This window comes from Bacillus sp. FSL R5-0654 (assembly GCF_038008745.1).
Lineage (GTDB): Bacteria > Bacillota > Bacilli > Bacillales > Bacillaceae > Bacillus > Bacillus safensis.
Window position 1 is genome coordinate 3,118,936 of record NZ_JBBOZV010000001.1, and the last position, 23,363, is coordinate 3,142,298.

The window sequence follows — 23,363 nt, forward strand, 5'->3', positions numbered from 1 at the left end:
GGATCAATATTTTCAGAAAATTTACACCTTATTTATTATAGTGCAAACTTTATAAAATAAAAAGTTTATGATGTGTTTGTATTGCATAACATTTATTTAAAATTTTCAGTTAACGGCCTGCTAGATAGAGATCTCTCCTTTTTCCTCCAAATTACGAGCAAATACTCAATATTTATTGTTTTCATCAACAAACAGGTATATGATATATTGTGTTACAAATTGTCAGTCGTGAAGGGATGAATCGGGGAGTGGACAAGCAAGCGTTAGGTGCCATTCAAAAAGCACAGGATCATTATATTGAAAAAGCTGCCGAGAACATGAATGCCTTTGGTCTTTCTTCTACAGTGGGTAGAGTGCTTGGTATCATTCACATGAACCGTAAACCAATGACGCTTGGAGAGCTATCAGAGGCGACAGGCATGAGCAAAACGAGAATGAGTCAAGTCGTTCGAGAAATGCTTGATTTGAATATTGCGGAAAAGGTTTATGAAAAAGGAATACGTAAAGATCTATATGACGTTGAGCAAGATCAATACCAAACGTTTATTTCCTTGTTTGCAGCCAATTGGTCCCGAGTTGTCAGCAAAAACCGCAAGGCACATAAGAAAACGTGCAAGGAATTGCTGGAGCTGCTTGAACAGGACGACCTGCCAGAAGAGACAGAGAATAAAATCAATCTGCTTCTTTCAGAAATCAAGGAAAGTCTTGATTACTATGATTGGATTAGCCGCTTAATTGAATTCTTTGAAAGTGAAGAAGTGTTTAAGCATGTGCCGAAACCTTAAAAAAAGCTGTTTTATTTTACATCATTGTAGAAAAAAACAGCTTTTTTATATACACTTATTGCATAAACATTGGAAACATCCCTTTTAAGCCTGCGCCGATCATCTCAACTGCCACTACAGCAAGAATTAATCCCATTAACCGCGTCACGACATTCATCTCTGTTTTCCCCATTTTCCGCATAATGAAACTTGAATAATGAAAGGCATAAAAGGTCATTGCCAGAACGATGACAATGCCGATTAAAATCGCAAACATGTGAAGCATCCCTTGACTTCCCGGGGTTAAACTCATCACTGTAGCGATTGTACCGGGACCAGCGATGATCGGAATCGCCAGCGGCGTAACGGAGACATCCGCCTTTTCTTTGCTTTCTGCCTTTTCCTCAGAATGAGGATTTTGGACATGTGACTCCTTTGCATTCAGCAAATTGTAAGCGATACCAAAAATAAAAATACCTCCGGCGATACGGAGTGCATGAATATCGATCCCAAACAATTTGAAAATGAGCCTCCCTGCCAATAGAAAGGCAACCAGAATAATGAAAGAGACCACAATGGCTTTTTTGGCTGTCTGGGAACGTTCTTTCTCTGTATATCCCTCTGTTAAAGTGATGAAAAGAGGCACGTTTCCAATAGGGTTTGATACAGCAAATAATGAGACCACAACATGAATCATAAAGGAAATCAACAGACACCCTCCTTTTTTCATAGTGTCTGCCAATCTGATGTGAATATTCCCTTGTGATGTTAAAACCTGTATATATTTAACCGATGATAATAAAGGTTTAAAGAAAGGGGAATGACACATGAAGAAAACGATCACCATCATCCTTCTATCTGTTGCGGTTTTAGGAGCAGCCGGCTGGATGGTTTGGCAGCAGCAGACCATCAAAGCAGCTGAGGAAAAACATCAGCAAGAAAGCAAAACGAACGACGAGAAGCTTTCGAAGTTAAAATCAGATCAAGCGGATATGAAGCATGAAAACGAAGATCAAAAAAAGAAACTGTCTACCATCACCAAAAAGCTCAAAAACGAAAAGAAAGCCTATCAAAAAGAAGTCAAGCAGCGTAAAATACTTGAGTCAAAAATTGACCAGCTTCAAAAAGAGCTGACAGCAGCGAAAGCCACTGCTCAAGCGAATAAACAGAGCGCACAGGCTGCAAGGCAACCAACTGTTAAAAAAGACCCAAATGTCACTCACAATCCGCCCTCACAATGGGTACAGGATCAATATGATTGGGGTGTGAAACAAGGATATATTAAAGAATAGAAAGGATGAAAAAATATGATACACATTCGGCCATTGTCAGGTGATCAATCCGTCCCTATGGATCTTTTACTCTTAGCTGATCCTTCAAAGGAAAAGGTTCTTACTTATGTGCAATCCGGCTCTTGTTATGCCGCGTATCATGATCAGGACGTGATTGGTGTCTATGTGCTTTTATCTCTGTCTCAGCAGACAGTTGAAATCATCAATGTCGCCGTGAAGGAATCATGGCAAGGGAAAGGAATTGGGAAGCAGCTGATCCGCCATGCCATTGCTGAAGCGAAAGCCGCAGGTTTTCACACGGTTGAAATTGGCACAGGCAACTCGAGCATTCAGCAGCTCGCACTTTATCAGAAATGCGGCTTCCGCATGACATCTATTGACCACGATTTCTTTCTTAAGCATTATGATGAACCGATTTTTGAAAATGGCATTCAGTGTATGGATATGGTACGGCTGTCACTCACTTTGCAAGCAGACTGATGTTTTGTTCCGTCCGTCTGCTTTTTTATGTTCTGCGTTTGTTTACCACATGCTTCACATATTGAATGAAGAAATAAAGCACGGCGCCAGCTAAAAAGCAGACCACACACCCAAAGAGCGTCGCCTCTGAGCTGAATTGATACTCTTCAATTTTCATGATATAAAATGGCATGCCAAACAATGTTGGGCTTGATTCAACATGATTGACCTCTAGCAGCAGTAAAAAAACAGGGGTCATAAACACAGCAAATACATACAGCATCGCAAGTGTTATACCGCTGGAAAACGAATGAAATACTTTGATCATCTCTTTCTCTCCTTCATCTCTTTTAAACTGGCTGTGATATTTTTTCCGTCAGGGCAAGCTGGATGCAGCATCACCGTATTCAGTAAAGAAAAAAACAGCAGCTGATGACTGACCGGATACTTCCATATCATAAAAAGCACAAGCGAACAAAGCACCGGAAAGAGCGGGCCTGCAAGTGCCACCATCATATTGAAGCTCGGCCGGACAAATTTCTCATGGACGACCGCCACATGCTTCCAATCAATCGTTATCACAAAATCAAAGAGCGGCCTTTTTTCGATTTTGTTACACAACATGATCATCAGCATATGACCGAGTTCATGTATCACCACAACCGCTAGGAAACTACACACAAGCTCTATCATCGCAAGACAGGCCTCTTTAACATGACCGTATATATGCAGCTATAAAATGCAAGTGAACCTAGCAGATAAGCAGTGGCGAGAAGATACACATCTGATGAAAGCCACTTCAACAAAAGCATATCGATGAAGCTGAATACAGCAATCATCATCACGATGACAAACAGTTTATTAAACTCACTGATCTTTACGATAAACCCTGTACAGGCCGCCATGACAGTGATCAACAAAATGGACAAACTTGCGAGGCCATGACCTTCACTTTCAATGCCTATCACCATAGATGCAAGCCCAATAAACAAAAAATATATCAACAAATTAATAGCGTAATAAAATAAAATTCTCGACAATAAGTAAGCACTCTTTGATGTATTTAACATAAAGATGGCCCTTTGATTCATATGATATTCTCTGCCAATCATCAGCGGAAGCATGATCAATATTTCCTTTAACGCATACTGCACAATAAAGGCATACAGCCAGCCGGTTTCTACCGGCGTAAAAACAAATGGCAGCCCTGCCGTCAAACAAATGAGAAATAGAAACAAAATGCCCTGTTCTTTAAAAACAGCTGACCGGCTGAAATACACCAATTCCTGCCGCAGGTGCGACAGAAAGGAAGATTGCGTTCTGATTTTCTTGTAAGAAAACGACTTTACCTCTGTTTTCAGCTGCAAAAACATCTGATGGACATAAGAAGCCGCTAACCCCTTCAGCCAGAGCCAGCCAGCGCTTAGAAGGATCACGAGAAATATGAGATAGACTGATGGCCATACTCGGATCATCTCCATTGCTTTTTTCAAAAGGAGAAACACCAATAGATTCAGCACCGCAAAGCCGAGCGTTTGCAGCAGCAAATGCTCTTTTGTTTTTGATACGAAATGGCTCACAGCAATCCGCATCATCATCCAAGAAGCAAGTGCAAGCAGCGCCAGTACACAGCAAGTCATGCATACAGCCGTTATCCAATACAAAGATGGCGTAACACCGCTGATCAAAAGGCCTAAGACAATCGGTAAAAAAAGCAGCCCTACCATGAGAAAACAAAAGAGCATCGGATAGAAATACACACAAAGGACAAATGGCACACTTTGTATCGCACTATTCAAAAAGTAGAATTGATATTCCTGGCGCTTTAATTTATTGCGGGATAACACAATACCTGCACCTAGAAGTAAAAGCGTCATTTTCATCAATTGGAGGTATAAAGCAGCCGGCTCACTTTCTCCTGCCTGCATGAAAAAGCGAAGGCTGATGACGACATATATCGCATACATGAGCAAGAAAAAAACCACGGCTGCGAGAAGCTGTATAGGGTACTTTTTTGCGAGCTGCTTTCCTTTCGTTGTCAGCATTCCCCATTCTATTTTATGAAGAACGTGTCGTGTCCAGATCATTGAGCAACCTCTCCACCTGCATATAGTAATCTCGATTTACTTCTTTATAAATCTCTTCAAGTGCCTGATGAGGAAATGTCTGAGTCGTTTCTTGGCGGGACATATCCAGCTTGACGTCCCCATTTCTTAAGATCATGAGATGGTCATAAAGCGTATCACCAAAGCTCAAATGATGGGTTGAAATGAGAATGCCAGCGCCTTGATCTCTCAGCTTCATGAGCACCTTATTTAAGATGATCATCATATCTGGATCAAGACCGTTCGTTGGCTCATCAAACACATAATAATCACATGGCCTGAGGAGCTGTGAAATGATCTGCGTTTTCTTTTGATTGCCATGAGACAGCTGAGCGATAGGCTGATCCATATAAGAACCCAGCTCAAACAGATCGATGAACGTCTCTTCCCGTGTGACATCTTGCTCATTTGGCAGCTGAAGTAATTGAAAGTATTCCCTCGGTGATAAATAATCGAACAACGAATGCTCGTCAGGAATATAGGACACATGTTTTTTCAACAAGGAGATATGTTCTGAGGATTGAAGGTTCAGCTGTTTACCATGTAAAGTGACGCATCCTTTAAATGGCGTCAGCCCAAACATGGATTGGATTATCGTCGTCTTTCCCGCACCATTATGCCCCAAAAGCAGCAGCATCTGCCCTTTCTCGACATTCATTTGAATATTGCGGAGAGAGAAGGTGCGGCTATATGTTTTTTCTTTTAATCGTAATGTCAGCATCATATCCCTCCGTTTGTTTCAGATAGAACAGATGCCCTTGCATCTGTTCTCATCCCTGTTAAAAACCGCACTGGATTTTAACGTACATGCCTAATAATTTGAACTCTCCTAAAAATTTGGAGCCTCGTCCAAAGGTCTTGCATGCCCAAATCAATGCTCCAAGTGAAATAATGCCCAATATAGCGGCAAGGACATAAATCCAAAATGCGTTTTTCTGTACATTCTTAGAAGTTAGAATTCGTTGCTTCCTTTCATCATATGCCGCCAATAGGTGAAGAACATACATATATACACCTACTGGAAAACGAAGGCTAAAAGGATTCAGCATCTCATCACCCCCTAATATATGTAAAATGATACCACCCCCTTACAGAAAGCATAAGTTCATTTCAGATCATATTTTTAGTCGATTTTTCATGATTTAGTGCTTATAAATGGAGGGGATTTTGCTTTCTTCTCTAACTGAAGGAGGATTTTTTACAGAAATAGGATAAGTCAAATGAATCAGCCAGCAGATTTCGCTTAACACAAAAAAACGCTGCGCCCCGCTCTCATGAAAGAGCGGAACGCAGCGCATAGCTGACATTATTTATTCAAGTTATAGAATGTTGCAATGCCGTGATATTGTGCTGTTTCAGCCAATTGATCTTCGATGCGAAGTAATTGGTTGTATTTCGCCACACGGTCCGTACGAGACGGAGCACCTGTTTTGATTTGTCCAGCGTTTGTTGCAACAGCGATGTCTGCAATCGTGCTGTCTTCAGTTTCACCAGAACGGTGAGAGATAACAGCTGTGTATCCTGCGCGTTTTGCCATTTCGATTGCATCAAATGTTTCAGTTAATGTACCGATTTGGTTTACTTTGATCAGGATTGAGTTACCAACGCCGTTTTTGATTCCTTCAGATAGCTTCTTCGTATTTGTAACGAACAAGTCATCTCCTACTAGCTGAACCTTGCTGCCAAGGCGCTCAGTTAATAGTTTGTGACCTTCCCAGTCGTTTTCATCAAGGCCGTCTTCGATAGAGATGATCGGGTATTTCGATACCATATCTTCATACCAGTCAACCATTTCAGCAGATGTTTTCACAACACCTTCGCCTGATAAATGATATTTACCGTCTTCTTTGTTGTAGAACTCAGAAGATGCAGCATCCATTGCAAGTTTCACTTCTTCACCTGGTTTGAAGCCAGCTTTTTCGATCGCTTCAACGATTGTTTGAAGTGCTTCTTCGTTAGAACCAAGGTTTGGAGCGAATCCACCTTCATCACCTACAGCTGTGTTTAAGCCTTTTGCGCTTAATACAGATTTCAGGCTATGGAAGATTTGAGCGCCCATGCGAAGTGCTTCACGGAAGTTTGGAGCACCTACAGGCATAATCATGAATTCTTGAATGTCTACGTTATTATCCGCATGCTCTCCGCCGTTGACGATGTTCATCATTGGTACTGGAAGCGTTTTGGAGTTGAATCCACCAAGGTATTGATAAAGTGGAATTTGTAAGAAATCAGCAGCCGCACGTGCTACAGCGATAGATACGCCAAGGATTGCGTTTGCGCCTAATTTCCCTTTGTTTTCTGTTCCGTCAAGTTCGATTAACATTTTGTCAATCGCTACTTGTTCTGTTACATCAAAGCCTAAAAGCTCTGGTGCAATGATTTCGTTTACGTTGTTTACAGCTGTCAGAACACCTTTTCCAAGGTAACGGTCTTTGTCTCCGTCACGTAGTTCTACTGCTTCATATTCACCAGTAGAAGCACCACTTGGAACAAGGGCACGGCCAAAGCCGCCAGATTCTGTGTAAACTTCTACTTCAACTGTTGGGTTACCGCGAGAGTCTAATACTTCGCGTGCATATACGTCAACAATGTATGGCATCGTTATTTCTCTCCTTTTGAATCAATTTTTTTATTTCTGAATTAATGATGTTCCTGTCATCTCTTTTGGTTTTTCAAGACCAAGTAAGTCTAAAAGCGTTGGAGATAGATCAGCTAAAATGCCGCCTTCTCTAAGTGTCGCACCTTTTTTCGTCACGATGACTGGTACAGGATTCGTTGTATGTGCAGTATGCGGCTTTCCTTCTTCGGTAATGAGCACGTCTGCGTTACCGTGGTCTGCCGTGATGATGGCATGTCCGCCTTTTGCCAGGATTGCGTCGACTACAGCTCCTAAGCACTCATCTACTGCTTCAATGGCTTTGATTGTTGGCTCAAGCATACCTGAATGACCAACCATATCCGGGTTAGCAAAGTTCAGAATGATCGCATCATGCTTGTCAGCATTGATGTCTGCAACAAGTGCATCCTTTACCTCGTAAGCGCTCATTTCCGGCTTGAGGTCATAGGTTGCAACATCTGGTGAATTGATTAAGATGCGGTCTTCACCAGGAAATTCTTCTTCACGTCCACCGCTCATAAAGAACGTGACATGAGGATATTTCTCTGTTTCAGCAATCCGCAGCTGTTTCAATCCGTTTTGAGAAAGCACTTCTCCTACTGTGTTATCCAAATTCACTGGTTTGAAGGCAACATAGCCATCAACCGTTTCACTGAAGTGTGTGAAGCAGACGAAGTGTAAATTCTTCGGATGAGCTTCTCCGCGGTCAAACGAGCGGAAATCTGCATTTGTGAAAGTGTTCGAGATTTGGATGGCACGGTCTGGACGGAAGTTATAGAAAATCACAGAGTCGCCGTCGTTTACTTTGGCAACCGGCTCACCATTTTCTCTCGTAATGACAGATGGAATAACGAATTCATCATAGATTCCATTTTCATAGGAGTCATCAACGACATCATAGATGTTTTGATAACTTGGGCCTTCACCATACGCCATCGCGCGGTACGCTTTCTCCACACGATCCCAGCGTTTGTCACGGTCCATTGAGTAATAGCGTCCAGAAAGTGTTGCCACTTCACCGACACCGATTTCTTTGATTTGTTCTTCCAGCTGTTTCAAGTACACTTTGGCTGTCTTCTGACCAACATCACGTCCGTCCAAGAAGCCATGAATGTATACCTTTGTTAAGCCTTCTTTTTTCGCCAGCTTCAGCAGGGCAAAAAGATGCTGGATGTGACTGTGCACACCGCCGTCTGACAAGAGCCCAAATAAATGAAGCGCCTTGTCATTCTCTTTTGCATACGTCATTGCATCTAGGAACGTTTCGTTTTTCTCAAATTCCCCTTCACGAATGGCAACATTCACCCTTGTTAAGCTTTGATACACAATGCGTCCTGCACCGATGTTCAAATGCCCAACTTCAGAGTTCCCCATTTGACCTTCCGGTAGACCTACTGCCTCACCTGAAGCCGTTAAGGTTTGATGCGGAAATTCGTTCCAGTAGCGGTCAAAGTTCGGCTTTTTTGCTTGTGCGACAGCGTTACCGACTGTTTCGCCTCTTAAACCGAACCCGTCTAAGATGATTAATGCAGCTGGTTTCTTACTCATATTGACCTTCCTCCAATAATTGAACGAAAGACTGAGGTTCTAAGCTTGCGCCGCCTACCAAAGCACCGTCAATATCGGATTCTGCCATATATTCTTTAATATTTGCCGGCTTCACGCTTCCGCCATATTGAATGCGAAGGCTGTCTGCCGCTTCTTGACCAAATTCGCTTGCAACGGTTTGGCGGATGTGTGCGCAAACGTCGTTTGCATCTTTCGCTGTAGAAGATTTTCCTGTACCGATCGCCCAGATTGGCTCATATGCAATCACAGATTCAGCAACTTGCTGCTTCGTTAAACCAGCTAGTGCTTTCTTCACTTGATCAGCGACAAGTTCATTTGTTTTGCCAGCTTCACGCTCTTCAAGCGTTTCACCTACACAAATGATTGGAACGATGCCATGCTTGAATGCAGCATGTGCTTTTTTGTTCACTGTTTCATCTGTTTCAGCAAAGAATTCACGGCGCTCTGAATGCCCAATCACTGAATAGCCGATGCCTAAATCTTTTAGAGCAGCAGGGCTGATTTCACCAGTGAATGCACCATTTTCTTCAAAGTGCATGTTTTGTGCACCAATTTTAAGGTCTGTTCCATTTGATAGGCTGTTTAGCTTTTCAAGGAAAAGAGCTGGCGCACAGACAATGGATTCCACTTTGTCAGGAGATGGAATAGATGACTTGACTTCTTCAACGAAGCTGACTGCTTCGCCAAGTGTTTTGTTCATTTTCCAGTTCCCAGCTATAATTGGTTTTCTCATGATTGACACTTCCTTATAGCAGTTTTGGTCTTATTTATCGTTTAATGCAGTAACACCAGGAAGTTCTTTGCCTTCCATAAATTCAAGTGAAGCGCCGCCGCCTGTAGAAATATGGCTCATCTGATCGGCAAGACCAAATTTCTCAACAGCTGCTGCTGAATCTCCACCACCAATGACAGAATATGTATCTTTTGCTTCTGCCAGTGCTTCTGCGATAGCTTTTGTTCCTTTAGCGAATGCATCGATTTCAAATACACCCATTGGTCCGTTCCAGACAACAAGTTTGCTGTTTTTAATAACGTCAGCATACTTTTCTCTTGTCTCTGTTCCAATATCAAGTGCTTCTAGATCACTTGGAATTTCAGAGATTGGCACAATGCTTGTATTCGCATCATTTGAAAAGTCGTCGGCTACCAGAACATCTGTTGGAATCAGGAAGTTCACGCCTTTTTCTTTTGCACGGTCCATAAAGGATTTCGCTAAATCGACTTTGTCTTCTTCTAATAGAGATTTCCCTACCTCGTGGCCAAGTGCTTTCACAAATGTGTAAGCAAGTCCGCCGCCGATGATGAGGTTGTCCACTTTATCAAGAAGACTTTCAATTACACCGATTTTATCCTTTACCTTTGCGCCGCCGATAATCGCTGTAAATGGGCGATCAGGATTTGAAATGGCTTTCCCTAGAACCTCAAGCTCTTTTTGCATGAGGAAGCCTGAAACAGCCGGAAGATAAGCTGCAATACCAGCTGTCGATGCATGTGCACGGTGTGCAGCACCGAACGCATCATTGACATACACATCGGCTAAATCAGCAAATGCTTTTGATAATTCAGGATCGTTCTTTTCTTCACCAGGATAGAAACGAACGTTTTCAAGCACTAGCACATCTCCATCTTTTAAGTCAGAGATTTGCTTTTTCACGTTGTCGCCGTAAGCTTCATCTGCCTTTTTCACTTCTTTTCCAAGAAGCTCTTGCAGACGTTTTGCCACAGGTGTCAGACGCAGTTCTTCAGTAACTTGACCCTTCGGACGACCCAAATGACTAGCTAGCAGTACCTTTGCGCCTTGTCCTGTTAAATACTCAATTGTTGGTAATGCTGCGCGGATACGAGTATCATCCGTCACTTCTCCGTCCTTCATCGGAACGTTAAAATCTACGCGGCAGAACACAACTTTACCTTTTACGTCAATGTCTTTTACTGATTTCTTATTCATGCTCGTCAGGAGATCCTCCTTTATTCTGGTTTCCTTACGCATTGGACAAGACTCTCTTTATCCTTTTCCCATTTTGCCCTCATCAAAACGAGAAATCGTGCAGAACGGATAAAAACAGAGAAAAAGGGAAAGGGATGCTTCCCCTTCCCTTGTCCGTCTTCATTATATCGTGTCTCTAGGAAAGAACCAAGTGAGTTCCTTCAGTGTGAGAAATTAAAGACCTTGTTTTGCAATGTAAGCTGCAAGGTCAACAACGCGGTGAGAATATCCGCTCTCGTTATCGTACCAAGAGATTACTTTCACCATGCTGCCTTCCATTACCATTGTAGAAAGAGCATCGATTGTTGAAGAGTTTGGATTACCATTGTAGTCACCAGATACTAATGGCTCTTCGCTGTAGCCAAGGATTCCTTTAAGTTCTCCTTCAGCTGCTTCTTTAAGTGCTGCATTTACGTCTTCAGCTGTTACATCTTGGTTTAATTCAGCAACAAGGTCAACTAAAGAAACGTTAGGTGTTGGAACACGCATAGCGCCACCGTTTAATTTACCTTTAAGTTCAGGCAATACAAGTGAAACAGCTTTCGCAGCACCTGTAGAAGTTGGGATGATGTTTTCCGCAGCTGCACGAGCACGACGGTAGTCTTTGTGCGGAAGATCAAGAATTTGCTGGTCATTTGTGTATGAGTGAACAGTTGTCATCATACCGCGTTTGATACCAAATTTATCGTTAAGTACTTTTGCAAATGGAGCTAAGCAGTTTGTCGTACAAGATGCATTAGAGATGACATCGTGGCTAGCTGCATCGTATTTGTCTTCGTTTACACCCATAACGATTGTGATATCTTCTTCGTTAGCAGGAGCAGAGATGATGACTTTTTTAGCGCCAGCTTCTAAGTGTTTCGCAGCGTCTGCACGTTTTGTGAAGAATCCAGTAGATTCAACAACGATTTCTACGCCTTGTTTACCCCAGCTTAATTTCGCAGGGTCACGCTCAGCTGATACTTCGATTGTTTTACCGTTCACTACTAAGTTTGTACCGTCTACAGAAACCTCTGCATCTAGTTTTCCGTGAACAGAGTCATATTGTAAAAGGTGTGCAAGCATGTTAGCATCTGTTAGATCGTTAACCGCTACTACCTCAACTTCAGGATTATTTAATGCTGCACGAAATACGTTACGTCCAATACGTCCAAATCCGTTAATACCGACTTTTACTGCCATGATGTTTCCTCCTTTTATAGGTCACAATGTTTTATATTGAGGGATCAATTGACTCCCTTAATAACTCTTTTGCGGCTCCTTCGTCTGTGACGAGAACCGTTCGGCGCGGTTTTTTGAAATAAGCTTCAATCGCCCCCGCCTTTGATGATCCACCTGCAACAGCAATGATGTGTGGAATGCTTTCTAGATCATCTAGCTGCATGCCGACGGAGTGCACTTTGTGTACGACCTCACCATCACGATTAAAGTAATAGCCAAAGGCCTCTGTCACTGCGTCATGCTCATCAATCTTTTTTAAATCTTCAGCTGGTGTATTTCGTCTCATCGCCATTGTCTTTGCTTCACCAATACCATGAATAAGCATCGTGGACGATTTAATCGTTTGAAGCACTTCTTTGACGGACGGCTCTTCAATAATGGAAGAGTAAGCACCTTCTGACAGCTGCCCTGGAACAAACAGCAGTTTGTAAGTACCGGAAGCTTTTTCAGCCATGTGGGCACAAATGGTGTTTGCCTGATTTTTTACATTCTCCCCAAGACCGCCTCTCGCAGGGACAAACATCGTATCGCGGTTTTTGGCATCAGGGGTCATCATTTCGGCAACGGCTTCCATCGTCGTTCCGCCAGTGACGGCGACGATATTATTTCCAGTAAACCTTTTTTTCATGCATTGGACAGCAGCTCTTCCCATTTCTTGCTTCACCCACGGGGATTCGTCACTGTCTCCAGAAACGATCATGACTTCTTCCAGGCCTAACTTTCTCTTTAATGTATTTTCCAAAAAGGTTAAACCTAAAACGTCCTTCATCATTCCTTCAAGCATTTCAAGCAAAGCGTGACCCTCACTCGTCAGCATCATACCGCTCGTTTTCACATCCAGCAGATTTTGTTCTTTTAAAAACTGAACTTCAGCACGTAAGATGCGCTCACTGAGACCAAGACTTGTCGCAAGACTTCTGCGGCCAATCGGTTCAGCTAATCTGATGTACTGCAAAATGTCGTAGCGTTTTTGCATAACAATGAGAAGATCTGGCAATAATTTTTTTTGAGCTTCCAATAAACGATTCATGGCTAACGACCCTTCCTTTTCACGTTGGACTAAAAACGTCCCACTGTGACAAAAAACGTCCCGCCACAGCCAAAAAAAATCAATCCCTGCTTTCTTTAATTATTTTAACAGGATAATCTTGCATTTTCAACTCTTACAAACACATTTAGACAAAAAATAGACACATTTTCACCGATAGCCTGCTTGTCATCAAGGTTCTTGCGATGATATTTCTTTTCAAAATATTTATTTTCTTTTATATAGAATGTATTCACGATGGAAAATGTGCATGCTGGTGATATGAGCATGCACATTTTTTTCAGGACCTGCTTATGTTTTTGTGATGGTTCCAAACTGTTTTGCCTCTTCCTTCGGTTTGATTTTGAGATAATAAATAATGTAGCAGGCAGCCATGAACGGGATTCCGCAATAAAGGCCGATCCGCTGATCCTCGATTAAAAATAAGCTGATGAGGACGATGACAAATGCGATAAAGCCTGCTAATGGAACAAATGGATAGAGCGGTGTTCGGAAGACGAGATCCTTTACATCTCCGCCCGCCTTTATGAATTGTTTTCTAAAGAAATACTGAGACAAGCAAATAGACATCCACACCACAACAAGAACCATACCAGAAATAGAAATGAGCCACACATACACCGTTTTTGGTGCCACAACACTTGTCAGCAGAGATAGGGCAGATACACCCATTGTCACCAATAGTGCATTGATCGGAATTTTACGCTTGGACAGCTTTTTCGTAAATTCAGGTCCTTTCCCGTCTTTCGAAAGCGACCAAAGCATACGTGATGATGCATATAATCCAGAGTTTGCTACAGATAAGACGGCTGTGATGATGATAAAATTCATGATATCTGCCGCATATGGTATACCGACCTTGTCCAGCACGACGACAAACGGGCTGTCGACAGTGCCTGCTGTCTGCCACGGAAGAAGCGCGGCCAGAACCGCAATGGATAAAACGAAAAAGACCATCGTTCTCCAAATAATATTTCGTATAGAACGAGGCAATGTTTTTTCAGGGCTTTCACTCTCTCCTGCTGCAATCCCTACAAGTTCTGTTCCTTGGAAGGAGAAATTGACCGTGACCATGGTTAATAAAATAGCAAAAACGCCGTTAGGAAATAGTCCGCCATGATCCGTCAAATGACGAAATAGAGGGGCTGGTTCTCCATCTTTCAGATGAATCATTCCGAAAATTGCGCCAATTCCAATGATAATAAATAATAGGATGGCAGCGACCTTAATGGCTGAAAACCAAAACTCGGTTTCAGCAAAGCTGCGAGCTGAGATGGCATTCACGGCAAATAAAATCACGCTAAATGCAAGACACCAAAGCCAAACAGGGATATCTGGGAACCACCTTTGGAGCAAAATTCCTGCTGACGTAAACTCCAGTCCTATTGTACATGCCCAGCTAAACCAATAAAGCCAGCCGATCATAAAGCCTGTGGACGGACCTATATATTTGGTTGCATACTCCTGAAAGGAACCCGCTGTAGGCATCGCCACCGCTAATTCTCCAAGACAGAGCATCACCAAATACATTAACAATCCGCCAATGATAAAGGATAGAATGGCTCCCCCGGGTCCAGCCTGATGGATAATGAGTCCTGACCCAAGGAAAAGACCAGTACCAATGACGCCGCCTAAGGCAATCATAAAGAGATGCCTGCTTTTCATGGAACGTTCTAGTTCATTATGCTGTTCTTGGTTCAAATCCGTTTCCCCACTTTCACTCTTCTATTCATCATCCTTTGACAAAATTCGCTGTTCGTTGAAAGAGAAAGGGAGAAAGTGAAGGTTTCTCCCCCTTTGACATTTATGCTTGAAATAATGCTTCAATATGACCAATCGCCCAGTCTAAATCTTCTTTAGATATCGTGAGAGGCGGTGCAAAGCGGATGACGGTCTCATGGGTTTCCTTACATAACAGCCCTGCTTGTTTCAGCTTCTCACAATAAGGTCTCGCTGCCTCTGTCAGCTCCATGCCGATAAATAATCCGCGGCCGCGCACTTCCTTGATGACAGGACTTTGAATGCGCGTGAGTTTGTCTTTTAAGTATTCGCCAAGCTCCTTAGAACGCGCTGCAAGGTTTTCGTCGATTAAGACATCCAGTGCAGCCAGCGACACCGCACACGCAAGAGGATTTCCGCCGAAGGTAGAGCCGTGAGATCCAGGGTTAAACACACCTAATATATCGCGGTTTGCGACCACACACGAGATTGGGAATACACCGCCGCCTAAAGCTTTCCCAAGAATCAGCATATCTGGCTCAATGTCTTCCCAGTCACATGCAAACATCTTGCCTGTTCGCGCTAATCCGACCTGAATTTCATCCGCAATGAACAGCACATGTTCTTTTTCACAAAGCGCTTTCGCTTCCTTCAAGAAGCCTTCTGGCGGCATGACAATTCCCGCTTCTCCTTGAATAGGTTCGATCAGAAAAGCCGCTGTTTGTGGTGTAATGGCTTCACGTAACGCTTCAATATCTCCGTAAGGAATCAGTTTAATGCCTGGAAGCATTGGACCGAAACCTCTTTGATATTCTGCTTCAGAAGAAAGGGAAACAGCTGTCATCGTTCTGCCATGGAAGTTTCCAACGCACGCAATGATTTCTGCGCGATTGTCTTCGATTCCCTTGACGTCATAGCCCCAGCGTCTTGCTGCTTTTACAGCTGTTTCTACAGCCTCAGCGCCAGTATTCATCGGGAGTGCCATCTCTTTATTCGTCAGTTGACAAATTTTCTCATACCAAGGGCCAAGCTGATCATTGTGAAAAGCTCTTGAAGTCAGTGTCACACGGTCTGCCTGTTTTTTGAGCGCCTCAATAATGCGGGGATGGCGATGGCCTTGGTTCACTGCAGAATACGCACTCAGCATATCCATATATCGATTGCCTTCAGGGTCTGTCACCCAAACTCCTTCAGCCTCTGAAATCACAATTGGCAGCGGATGATAGTTTGCCGCACCGTATTGTTCGGTTTGTTGAATCAATTCATTTGTCTGTGTCATCGTCTATTCCTCCTTCTATAAGCTAGCCTCTTTTATCTACACATATATGATATGCAAGGATCGTGCCAACTTTCTGCCCGCATTGTGGCGGTGATTGATCTGGTTCTTCATGCAAAATATCTTTGCATATGCCAAATTATTTAGAGGAAACCGCAAAATTTTTCATGTAAAATAGAGGTAACGTCTGGAGGTGCTTCAATGAAAGAAGATCAGTATACTGCAAAGCTGGAAAATGAGATTGATCTGTATAAACAAATGCTTGATTTAATAGATGTCGGGGTTCATGCAATTGACGAGAATGGCAATACTGTTGTTTATAATAAAAAAATGATGGAGATTGAGTCTTTGAAACGCTCTGATGTTCTCCATAAAAATGTATTAGATCTCTTCGTCTTCCAAGACGAAATGCACAGTACGCTTGTCCAAGCGCTGCGTACTGGGAAACAAACCGTTCATGCAAAGCAGACGTATCATAATTACAATGGAAAAGAAATCACAACGATTAATCATACATACCCGCTCGTTCGAGACGGCCTCATCCAAGGAGCGGTTGAAATTTCGAATGATGTGACCAAGCTGGAACGGCTGATTCACCACAATATGAAGAAAAAAGGAAGCACGCGCTTTACCTTTGATTCCATTATTGGACAAAGCCCTGCGTTTTTAGAGGTGATTGAGCATGCAAAACGAGCGACACGCACCTCTTCCTATGTGCTCATTGTTGGAGAAACAGGGACAGGAAAAGAACTATTTGCGCAAAGTATTCATAACGGCAGCAGCCGGTCATCTGGACCATTTATTACCCAGAATTGTGCGGCACTGCCTGATAATCTCATTGAAAGTCTGCTCTTTGGTACGCAAAAAGGGGCTTTTACAGGCGCTACTGATCAGCCCGGCTTATTTGAACAGGCGCAGGGAGGTACACTGCTTCTAGATGAGATCAACTCATTAAATCCTAGTCTTCAAGCAAAACTGCTGCGCGTATTACAAGAGAAGCGTGTGAGAAGGTTGGGCAGCACAAAAGAAATCGCTGTTGATGTAAGAGTGATTGCCAATATGAATGAGGACCCTGTAGATGCAATCGCAGGCGGACGCATGCGCAAGGATTTATTTTATCGGCTTGGTATTGTCACCTTGTTTATCCCGCCGCTTTCTGAGCGAAAAGAAGACATTCCTACATTTGTCAGTCATTTTATTCAAAAATATAATGAACTGTTTCAAATGAAGGTGAAGGCGGCTGACGAAGAGGTGCTAGCCCTTTTTCAAGCGTATGATTGGCCGGGTAATGTACGAGAACTGGAGCATGTGATTGAAGCGGGGATGAACATGATGATGGATGAGGATTACTTATGCATGCATCACCTTCCATATCATTTTAGATTTAAACATAGGGAAGGCCGTCCTGCAGCGCAATTACAGACGAACCCTTTGCAGCATACCGCAGCTGACACGTTTATTTATACAAGCCCAGAACATACGACTGATTTTCAAACCCAAATGGAACGATTCGAAAAACAATACATCGTCCATTACTTAGAAAAAATGGACGATAATATTTCACAGACTGCAAAGTTATTGGGCATGAGCAGGCAAAGTCTGCAATATCGCATGAAAAAACTGCATATTACTCGTTAATAATAGAGCTGTGCCCTCATTCGGCACAGCTTACTGTGGTTATGACTGTCCTGCCGGTTCTTGACTCACATCACTCAGCAGTTTTTCTACATTTTTTAAATGCGTGAGCATGGCTCTTTCTGCTTCTTCTGGCTGTCTTGCCATGACGGCTTTGTAAATGTGTTCATGTTCTTTGTAAAGCTGCCGAATGGAGGCTTTCCTTGAAAATAAGACGACTTTTCTCGTTTCCCGCATTGTTTCTACCAGCAAGGTGGAGACCTGATTCATTAACGCTTTTAATAAATCATTCTTTGAGGCTTTGGCTAAAGCGAGATGGAAGGAGAAGTCTGCTTCTTCACCAGTTTCTTTATGTGCTTCTGCGAGTTTCATTTGTTCAAGTGCCTCACGCAGCTGATGAAGGTCATCGTCCGTTCGCAAGAGCGCTGCCTTTTTGACAGCACCCGTCTCAATTATGGTTCTTAATTCAAGGAGCTGTGTGACATCATGCTGCTTCATCAAAAATGCAGGAGACAGACTAAATGTGAGCTGCTCAGGATCAAACTGCTTCACATACGTGCCTTCCCCTTGCTTCATCTCTATTAATCCGATCGCTTTGAGAGCAGACAGTGCCTCTCTTACAGCGGAACGGCTGACTTGAAAGCTTTCTGAAAGCGCTTGAACCGAATCTAATTTTTCCCCTGGAAGAAGCTCACCTGTACGAATGGATTCAATTAATGCATCCGCAATTTCTTCATATATTTTTTTCGTTTTGATTTGTTTATATTTCAATTGGTCTCACCTCATCACTGTTGTCTACCCCTATCGGCTCATGCCCTATCTTATACTTTACCCCAAAATTTCCGATCACACGTCTCCCCTCTTTAATTTTCAAGAAATCTTCGAGCAGCCTTGCTTTCAACAAAAAAGAAGCACGTGCCATGTTCTGGCAAGTACTTCTTTTTAATCGTATCGCTTCCGAAGCGTAGAGGACGGAAGATTCATTTGTTCGCGATATTTTGCAATGGTTCTGCGCGACGCGCGGATACCAAAGGTTTGCTGAAGCAGTGTCATGATTTGCTGATCTGAATACGGTTTTTTCTTATTTTCCGTTTGGATGAGCTCTGCAATGTGCGTTTTGACTGTGTAGCTGGACGCCTCTTCTAGCGAATGCCCTTCTAATTTGGCTTGGAAAAATTGTTTCATTTCCATAAGACCATAAGGGGTTTGCACCATTTTCCCTTTTACAGTCCGGCTGACTGTTGACTCATGGACTTGCAGTATATCTGCGATCCGCTTCATCGTAAGCGGTTTCATTTTATGTTTCCCTGTTAGAAAAAAATCGGTCTGATGTGAGATAATCTCACGAACGACATGAGTCATCGTTTGCTTTCTTTGCTTCAGCGCTTGGACAAGCCAATTGTACTGCTGCTCTTTTTCCTTTAAATACGCATATGCTTCATGCCGCTTTTGGTCTTGAATCATGGCGAAGTAGCCTTCATTCATTTCTACGTCTGGAAAAGCACGCTGATTCAGCTCAAAAGTGATGTGATCCTGCACCACAGTAATTGTTACATCAGGCTCTATATACACATGCTCTTCATCATATGAGAAATGAAAACCTGGTCTTGGTTCAAGCTGAGACACTTCATCTTGTACCGCCTGGAGTGTTTTCATTGAAACACCTGTTTTGGCCGCAATTTCCTTCCAAGCCTTTCTCGCAAAAAGAAAGAAATGCTCTTCGATGATCAGCTCGGCTTCATACCAGCGCTTCTTTTTCCTTCTCAGCTGAAGGAGGATGCATTCCTGCAATGATCTTGCGCCAATCCCGGCAGGCTCCAGCGATTGCAGCTGATGAAGGACAGCTTCTACTTCTTCAGCTGGCACCTCTAAGACAGCTGCCATTGCGTCAATCGGTTCATTTAGATAGCCATTGGAATCAATGGACTCAATCATAAAGTGAAAGATTCTTTGATTCTTTTCACTTAAATTCAAATCAATCGCCTGTCTTTTTAAAAACATTTGCAGGCTTTCTTTTTGATACGTTCGATACGGCTCTGTCATTCGATCTTGTGATTTTTTATGATAAACTGGTTGGTAGCTGTCCGTGTCTTTCCGCTCAATCAGAGGGTTCTCAAGCGCTAACTGGTCAAGATACTCGCCGAGCTCTGCGCAATTCAGCTGCAGCAGCGTAATGGCCTGCCTAAGTTCTTGTGTGAGCACCTGCTTTAATACCTGTTCTTGTTGCAGTTTAAGGCTCATTGTCTCCCCTCCCTCTCATCATTTTACATGAAGATTGACGGACCGTATATACGAAATAGGAGTGATTTCTATGTCTGAACTTTTTTCCGTTCCATACTTTGTCGACAACTTGAAGCAGCACATCGCCATGAACCAAAATGAAGACAAGGTTCATGCCATGAATGCCTATTACCGCTCAGTAGTGTCAACGCTTGTTCAAGACCAGCTGACCAAAAATGCGGTTGTATTGAAGCGAATTCAGCATCTTGATGAAGCCTATCAAAAGGTGAAAAAAGAAAGCGAATGAACGAAAAAGAACACCCTTTGTCAAGAGGGCAAAGGGTGTTGATCATTTGCGAACAGCTTCTGATCCAGCCTCGATTTGTACATCATCAAAAAGCCAGACCGTCCTACAGTATAGATGATAAAGGCAAACCATAGGCCATGATTGTGCCAAATAGGCGTGACCGCGGTTTGAACGACGATAAACAAAATCATCGCAAACAGCATCGAATTTCTAACAGGGGCAATTTCTGTCGCACCTGTAAATACGCCGTAAATGACCAAACCGAAGCAAGCCGCAAACGGATAAAGAACAAGCCAGTCTGCATAGCGTAATGTCACATCTAGCAGCTGAGGGAGATTTGTAAACAAGCTCAATATCGGCTCTTTTAATAGAAAATAAACCGCCGCAATGACACATGCCATGACAAGTGCCCACTGCCTCGAAAGGGTTAAGGTTCTTTCATAGAGGGTGCGATCATTTGCACCAACTGACCTGCCAACAAGGATGCTGGACGCATTGGCAAAACCATCGAACAAATAAGCCATGATGTAGTGAATTTGAAATAAGATGGCATTGGCTGCCAGCAGCTCTGTACCAAAAGAAGCACCTTTTGCCGTAAACATGTTGATGACCACTAGCAGACAGATCGTCCTGATAAACAAATCTTTATTCACATGAAACATTTTCTTCACTGCCTGAGTATCCATGATTTTCTTGATGGAAGGCATCTGGAATCCGTTTGACGAATGCTTCAGAATAATCCATGCCCCCAACACAAAAGCGGTTAGTTCAGATATCAATGTCGCCGCCGCAACTCCTTTGACCGCAAACGAAAACACATGAACAAGCAGAAATGCGAGCGCCATATTCATAACATTGATCAAGATTTGCAATGAAAGAGCTTCTTTCATTTTAGCCATCCCCATCAGCCAGCCCAATATAACATAATTCATTAAAGTAAATGGCGCTCCCCAAATGCGAATATGAAAATAGTCTGCGGCAAATTGACGGACATCAGCATCGGGAGAGATCACTAGAAAAGCAGATTGAATGATCGGCCATTGCATGGCAATAAAACAAAGTCCGACGATGATGGCGACGAAAAAAGGTCTTAGAAAAGCAAGAACGCCCTGTTCCTCATTCTGCGCACCGTTTGCCTGGGCGGCAAAAGCAGATGTACTTACCCGCAAAAAACCAAACAGCCAATATAATGTACTGAAAATGAGACTGCCGACCGCAACGCCTCCAATATAAGCGGGATTTGCGAGCTGACCGACAACCGCTGTATCAACAGCTCCCAGTAATGGAGTGGTCATCGTAGAAATTGTTAAAGGAATGGCCAAAGCTAAATACGCTCGATGGTTCACGATGCCACCTGCCTTTCATGAAAAATAGCCTCTTTTCTAAAAGAGGCGCAGATTGCCCGCAAAGGGACTAAACTGGGGCTTTATTTTCGCCCTATGCTTTTTACCGAATGCGACGCTTTGGCTGCACGCTGAGGCATTGATAAAATGAAGAATTACCGAACCGGTCTGCCAATCGTTCGTGACAAAGGATGGTCTGCGAGCATTGCATCTCTCATTTTCCGCACCGCTTCCTCTTCTGATGAAAAGAAGTCATCCTTTGATTGAAATTGGGCAGCAAGCTCTCCTTGATCAAGAATCGCCAATTGATCACATAAGTGATAGGCTGCTGTTATATCATGTGTAATAAATAAGTAAGCCACACCCAGCTCCTTCTTTAATTCTACTAATAAATCTAAAATGACAGCCTGCGTCACCATGTCTAAGCTGCTGACAGATTCATCAAGCACAATGAGCTTTGGCTGAAGCAATAAAGCTCTAGCGATGTTGATCCTTTGCAGCTGGCCGCCGCTGAATTGGTGCGGATATTTACACAAATCCTTTTCACCGAGCCCGACTCTTTCCAGCCAGTGAATCAGTACGTTTTTACGTTCCTTTCGGCTTATGGATTCATAGTTTTCAAGCGGCTCAGATAAAATTTGTTCGACTGTCCACCTTGGATTTACCGCGGAATAGGAATCCTGAAACACCGCTTGCACATGCCGGCGAAAATGCTTACGTGTTTGCTGATCTGCACGATAGACATCCTGACCTTCAAAAAGAACCTGTCCAGCTCTTGGCTTCTCTAGACCAAGTATGATGCGGCCAAGTGTACTTTTCCCTGCGCCGCTTTGCCCTAGCAGCCCAAGGCAGGTGCCTTCTTCAATAGTTAAATCGACGCTTTTCAGGACAGGGGCTGCTCCTTTTTTTCTCATTAGAAACGACCGGTTCGTGTATGCATGACTGACTGCTTTCACTTCTAATAAATGCAAGGGCCTTCTCACCTCAAATCGGGCAAACAGCTGGAATCGATGGACGAGCTGCTAATAGTTTTTTTGTATAATCATGTTTTGGTTGTTCAAAAATCTCAAGAACTCCTGCCTTTTCAACAATTTCTCCTTGTTTCATGACGACAACTTGATCTGCCATTTCAGCAATGACACCAAGATCGTGGGTAATCAGTAAAATGGCCGTTCCATAGTCATGACGAATTTGGTTCAGATGCTGAAGCACCCGTTTCTGATTGTGTACATCTAATGCGGTTGTCGGCTCATCTGCAATGATGAGGGGCGGGTGCATACAGGCAGCCATGGCGATCATGACACGCTGCAGCATCCCTCCGCTTAATTCAAAAGGATACTTATTGAACAGCTGGTCTGGCTGCGGCAGATTCATTTGCGCTAACGCATCTATTGCCTGTGATCGTGCGTGCCTTTTACTGACAGCCGTATGCCGGCGGATCGTTTCAACCAGCTGATGGCCGATTGTCCATACCGGCGTAAAGCTGTTCATTGGATTTTGCCTAATATACGAGATGTCTTTGCCCCGAATGGAACGCATATCCTTTTCACTTATACCGATCAATTCTCGTCCCTGTAATGTGATACTGCCAGTGACTTCCGTTGTTTTTCGATCAAGCATACGCAAGATCGACATACTTGTCACTGTTTTCCCGCAGCCGCTCTCACCAATTAATCCAAGGATTTGTCCGCGCCCTACTTCAAACGAGACTTCTTGAATAAGAGGGGTTGTCCCTTGAGGTGTTTTCGTCTGCACATGCAGGTTCTCTACTTGTAAAATGGACTCTTGCACATTGATCATT

General features: G+C 43.2%; 24 protein-coding genes. 5 read left to right on the forward strand and 19 right to left on the reverse strand.

The genetic code is table 11. The annotated features are described in order from the left end of the window. Positions 1 to 248 precede the first annotated feature (248 nt). A complete protein-coding gene (locus NSS76_RS16020; protein ID WP_024423490.1) occupies positions 249 to 785 on the forward strand; it encodes a GbsR/MarR family transcriptional regulator in 537 nt (178 codons plus the stop codon). A 55-nt stretch (positions 786 to 840) separates the two neighbouring features. On the opposite strand, the gene NSS76_RS16025 is transcribed toward NSS76_RS16020, so the two are convergent. Further along, a complete protein-coding gene (locus NSS76_RS16025) occupies positions 841 to 1,473 on the reverse strand; it encodes a MarC family protein (protein ID WP_041107823.1) in 633 nt (210 codons plus the stop codon). Positions 1,474 to 1,591: 118 nt separating this feature from the next. Here NSS76_RS16025 and NSS76_RS16030 point away from each other — a divergent pair, with 118 nt between their 5' ends. Both NSS76_RS16030 and NSS76_RS16035 read left to right on the forward strand, forming a co-directional pair. Continuing rightward, positions 1,592 to 2,056 carry a hypothetical protein gene (locus NSS76_RS16030; protein ID WP_341082444.1) on the forward strand — a complete coding sequence of 155 codons (465 nt, stop codon included), beginning with the start codon at positions 1,592 to 1,594 and terminating at the stop codon, positions 2,054 to 2,056. Positions 2,057 to 2,071: 15 nt separating this feature from the next. After that, a complete protein-coding gene (locus NSS76_RS16035; protein WP_133744559.1) occupies positions 2,072 to 2,536 on the forward strand; it encodes a GNAT family N-acetyltransferase in 465 nt (154 codons plus the stop codon). A 25-nt stretch (positions 2,537 to 2,561) separates the two neighbouring features. Here NSS76_RS16035 and NSS76_RS16040 read toward each other — a convergent pair whose 3' ends face one another. The 13 genes from NSS76_RS16040 to NSS76_RS16100 form a co-directional block, all read right to left on the reverse strand. Beyond that, positions 2,562 to 2,843, reverse strand: a complete 282-nt coding sequence (locus NSS76_RS16040) for a hypothetical protein (RefSeq protein ID WP_151039888.1) — start codon at positions 2,841 to 2,843, stop codon at positions 2,562 to 2,564. Next, entirely contained in the window at positions 2,840 to 3,208 is a 369-nt protein-coding gene (locus tag NSS76_RS16045; protein ID WP_044333909.1) for a metalloprotease family protein, read from the reverse strand. Before NSS76_RS16045 ends, NSS76_RS16040 begins: the two co-directional genes overlap by 4 nt. Beyond that, positions 3,205 to 4,602 carry a hypothetical protein gene (locus NSS76_RS16050; protein WP_341082445.1) on the reverse strand — a complete coding sequence of 466 codons (1,398 nt, stop codon included), beginning with the start codon at positions 4,600 to 4,602 and terminating at the stop codon, positions 3,205 to 3,207. Before NSS76_RS16050 ends, NSS76_RS16045 begins: the two co-directional genes overlap by 4 nt. Continuing rightward, complete coding sequence (locus tag NSS76_RS16055; protein WP_122631929.1) at positions 4,574 to 5,341, reverse strand: ATP-binding cassette domain-containing protein; 768 nt, start codon at positions 5,339 to 5,341, stop codon at positions 4,574 to 4,576. The genes NSS76_RS16050 and NSS76_RS16055 overlap by 29 nt, the downstream gene beginning before the upstream one ends. A 58-nt stretch (positions 5,342 to 5,399) precedes the next feature. Next, positions 5,400 to 5,669, reverse strand: coding sequence for a hypothetical protein (locus tag NSS76_RS16060; RefSeq protein ID WP_024423498.1), 270 nt, complete (start codon positions 5,667 to 5,669; stop codon positions 5,400 to 5,402). Between the two features lie 257 nt (positions 5,670 to 5,926). After that, positions 5,927 to 7,219, reverse strand: coding sequence for a phosphopyruvate hydratase (eno, locus tag NSS76_RS16065; RefSeq protein ID WP_003212752.1), 1,293 nt, complete (start codon positions 7,217 to 7,219; stop codon positions 5,927 to 5,929). Between the two features lie 30 nt (positions 7,220 to 7,249). Beyond that, positions 7,250 to 8,785, reverse strand: a complete 1,536-nt coding sequence (gpmI, locus tag NSS76_RS16070; RefSeq protein WP_024423499.1) for a 2,3-bisphosphoglycerate-independent phosphoglycerate mutase — start codon at positions 8,783 to 8,785, stop codon at positions 7,250 to 7,252. Then, positions 8,778 to 9,539: a triose-phosphate isomerase gene (tpiA, locus tag NSS76_RS16075; protein ID WP_017359213.1), complete on the reverse strand. Its 762-nt coding sequence runs from the start codon at positions 9,537 to 9,539 to the stop codon at positions 8,778 to 8,780. The genes gpmI and tpiA overlap by 8 nt, the downstream gene beginning before the upstream one ends. A 30-nt stretch (positions 9,540 to 9,569) precedes the next feature. Next, entirely contained in the window at positions 9,570 to 10,754 is a 1,185-nt protein-coding gene (locus NSS76_RS16080; protein ID WP_024423500.1) for a phosphoglycerate kinase, read from the reverse strand. A 213-nt stretch (positions 10,755 to 10,967) separates the two neighbouring features. Beyond that, positions 10,968 to 11,975, reverse strand: a complete 1,008-nt coding sequence (gene gap, locus NSS76_RS16085; protein WP_024423501.1) for a type I glyceraldehyde-3-phosphate dehydrogenase — start codon at positions 11,973 to 11,975, stop codon at positions 10,968 to 10,970. Positions 11,976 to 12,006: 31 nt separating this feature from the next. After that, positions 12,007 to 13,044: a sugar-binding transcriptional regulator gene (locus NSS76_RS16090; protein ID WP_024423502.1), complete on the reverse strand. Its 1,038-nt coding sequence runs from the start codon at positions 13,042 to 13,044 to the stop codon at positions 12,007 to 12,009. A gap of 309 nt (positions 13,045 to 13,353) precedes the next feature. Beyond that, a complete protein-coding gene (locus tag NSS76_RS16095; protein ID WP_341082711.1) occupies positions 13,354 to 14,727 on the reverse strand; it encodes an amino acid permease in 1,374 nt (457 codons plus the stop codon). A 139-nt stretch (positions 14,728 to 14,866) separates the two neighbouring features. Further along, entirely contained in the window at positions 14,867 to 16,060 is a 1,194-nt protein-coding gene (locus NSS76_RS16100; protein ID WP_151862881.1) for an ornithine--oxo-acid transaminase, read from the reverse strand. A 198-nt stretch (positions 16,061 to 16,258) separates the two neighbouring features. Between NSS76_RS16100 and NSS76_RS16105 the strand changes: the two genes are divergently transcribed. Next, complete coding sequence (locus tag NSS76_RS16105; RefSeq protein ID WP_341082446.1) at positions 16,259 to 17,695, forward strand: sigma-54 interaction domain-containing protein; 1,437 nt, start codon at positions 16,259 to 16,261, stop codon at positions 17,693 to 17,695. A gap of 39 nt (positions 17,696 to 17,734) precedes the next feature. Here NSS76_RS16105 and NSS76_RS16110 read toward each other — a convergent pair whose 3' ends face one another. Together NSS76_RS16110 and rpoN are read right to left on the reverse strand one after the other, a co-directional pair. Then, positions 17,735 to 18,463, reverse strand: coding sequence for a FadR/GntR family transcriptional regulator (locus NSS76_RS16110; protein ID WP_341082447.1), 729 nt, complete (start codon positions 18,461 to 18,463; stop codon positions 17,735 to 17,737). Between the two features lie 171 nt (positions 18,464 to 18,634). Further along, positions 18,635 to 19,933 (reverse strand): RNA polymerase factor sigma-54, encoded by a 1,299-nt coding sequence (gene rpoN / locus NSS76_RS16115; RefSeq protein WP_341082448.1) that lies wholly within the window; start codon positions 19,931 to 19,933, stop codon positions 18,635 to 18,637. 70 nt (positions 19,934 to 20,003) lie between these two features. Here rpoN and yvfG point away from each other — a divergent pair, with 70 nt between their 5' ends. After that, positions 20,004 to 20,219: a protein YvfG gene (gene yvfG / locus NSS76_RS16120; protein WP_024423509.1), complete on the forward strand. Its 216-nt coding sequence runs from the start codon at positions 20,004 to 20,006 to the stop codon at positions 20,217 to 20,219. Between the two features lie 20 nt (positions 20,220 to 20,239). Here yvfG and NSS76_RS16125 read toward each other — a convergent pair whose 3' ends face one another. The 3 genes from NSS76_RS16125 to NSS76_RS16135 all read right to left on the reverse strand — a co-directional run bounded on the left by NSS76_RS16125 (position 20,240) and on the right by NSS76_RS16135 (position 23,362). Then, positions 20,240 to 21,565, reverse strand: coding sequence for an MATE family efflux transporter (locus NSS76_RS16125; RefSeq protein WP_206534307.1), 1,326 nt, complete (start codon positions 21,563 to 21,565; stop codon positions 20,240 to 20,242). A gap of 152 nt (positions 21,566 to 21,717) precedes the next feature. Next, positions 21,718 to 22,533 (reverse strand): nickel import ATP-binding protein NikE, encoded by an 816-nt coding sequence (nikE, locus tag NSS76_RS16130; protein WP_103131635.1) that lies wholly within the window; start codon positions 22,531 to 22,533, stop codon positions 21,718 to 21,720. A 13-nt stretch (positions 22,534 to 22,546) separates the two neighbouring features. After that, positions 22,547 to 23,362: an ABC transporter ATP-binding protein gene (locus NSS76_RS16135; protein ID WP_180992569.1), complete on the reverse strand. Its 816-nt coding sequence runs from the start codon at positions 23,360 to 23,362 to the stop codon at positions 22,547 to 22,549. Between the last annotated feature and the right edge of the window lies 1 nt (position 23,363).

Excerpts from the sequence above, each read along its gene's own strand:
- NSS76_RS16030 (WP_341082444.1), top strand. The coding sequence starts at position 1,592 with ATGAAGAAAACGATCACCATCATCCTTCTATCTGTTGCGGTTTTAGGA.
- NSS76_RS16035 (WP_133744559.1), top strand. The coding sequence starts at position 2,072 with ATGATACACATTCGGCCATTGTCAGGTGATCAATCCGTCCCTATGGAT.
- NSS76_RS16040 (WP_151039888.1), bottom strand. The coding sequence starts at position 2,843 with ATGATCAAAGTATTTCATTCGTTTTCCAGCGGTATAACACTTGCGATG.
- NSS76_RS16045 (WP_044333909.1), bottom strand. The coding sequence starts at position 3,208 with ATGATAGAGCTTGTGTGTAGTTTCCTAGCGGTTGTGGTGATACATGAA.
- NSS76_RS16050 (WP_341082445.1), bottom strand. The coding sequence starts at position 4,602 with ATGATCTGGACACGACACGTTCTTCATAAAATAGAATGGGGAATGCTG.
- NSS76_RS16055 (WP_122631929.1), bottom strand. The coding sequence starts at position 5,341 with ATGCTGACATTACGATTAAAAGAAAAAACATATAGCCGCACCTTCTCT.
- NSS76_RS16060 (WP_024423498.1), bottom strand. The coding sequence starts at position 5,669 with ATGCTGAATCCTTTTAGCCTTCGTTTTCCAGTAGGTGTATATATGTAT.
- eno (WP_003212752.1), bottom strand. The coding sequence starts at position 7,219 with ATGCCATACATTGTTGACGTATATGCACGCGAAGTATTAGACTCTCGC.
- gpmI (WP_024423499.1), bottom strand. The coding sequence starts at position 8,785 with ATGAGTAAGAAACCAGCTGCATTAATCATCTTAGACGGGTTCGGTTTA.
- tpiA (WP_017359213.1), bottom strand. The coding sequence starts at position 9,539 with ATGAGAAAACCAATTATAGCTGGGAACTGGAAAATGAACAAAACACTT.
- NSS76_RS16080 (WP_024423500.1), bottom strand. The coding sequence starts at position 10,754 with ATGAATAAGAAATCAGTAAAAGACATTGACGTAAAAGGTAAAGTTGTG.
- gap (WP_024423501.1), bottom strand. The coding sequence starts at position 11,975 with ATGGCAGTAAAAGTCGGTATTAACGGATTTGGACGTATTGGACGTAAC.
- NSS76_RS16090 (WP_024423502.1), bottom strand. The coding sequence starts at position 13,044 with ATGAATCGTTTATTGGAAGCTCAAAAAAAATTATTGCCAGATCTTCTC.
- NSS76_RS16095 (WP_341082711.1), bottom strand. The coding sequence starts at position 14,727 with ATGAAAAGCAGGCATCTCTTTATGATTGCCTTAGGCGGCGTCATTGGT.
- NSS76_RS16100 (WP_151862881.1), bottom strand. The coding sequence starts at position 16,060 with ATGACACAGACAAATGAATTGATTCAACAAACCGAACAATACGGTGCG.
- NSS76_RS16105 (WP_341082446.1), top strand. The coding sequence starts at position 16,259 with ATGAAAGAAGATCAGTATACTGCAAAGCTGGAAAATGAGATTGATCTG.
- rpoN (WP_341082448.1), bottom strand. The coding sequence starts at position 19,933 with ATGAGCCTTAAACTGCAACAAGAACAGGTATTAAAGCAGGTGCTCACA.
- yvfG (WP_024423509.1), top strand. The coding sequence starts at position 20,004 with ATGTCTGAACTTTTTTCCGTTCCATACTTTGTCGACAACTTGAAGCAG.
- NSS76_RS16135 (WP_180992569.1), bottom strand. The coding sequence starts at position 23,362 with ATGATCAATGTGCAAGAGTCCATTTTACAAGTAGAGAACCTGCATGTG.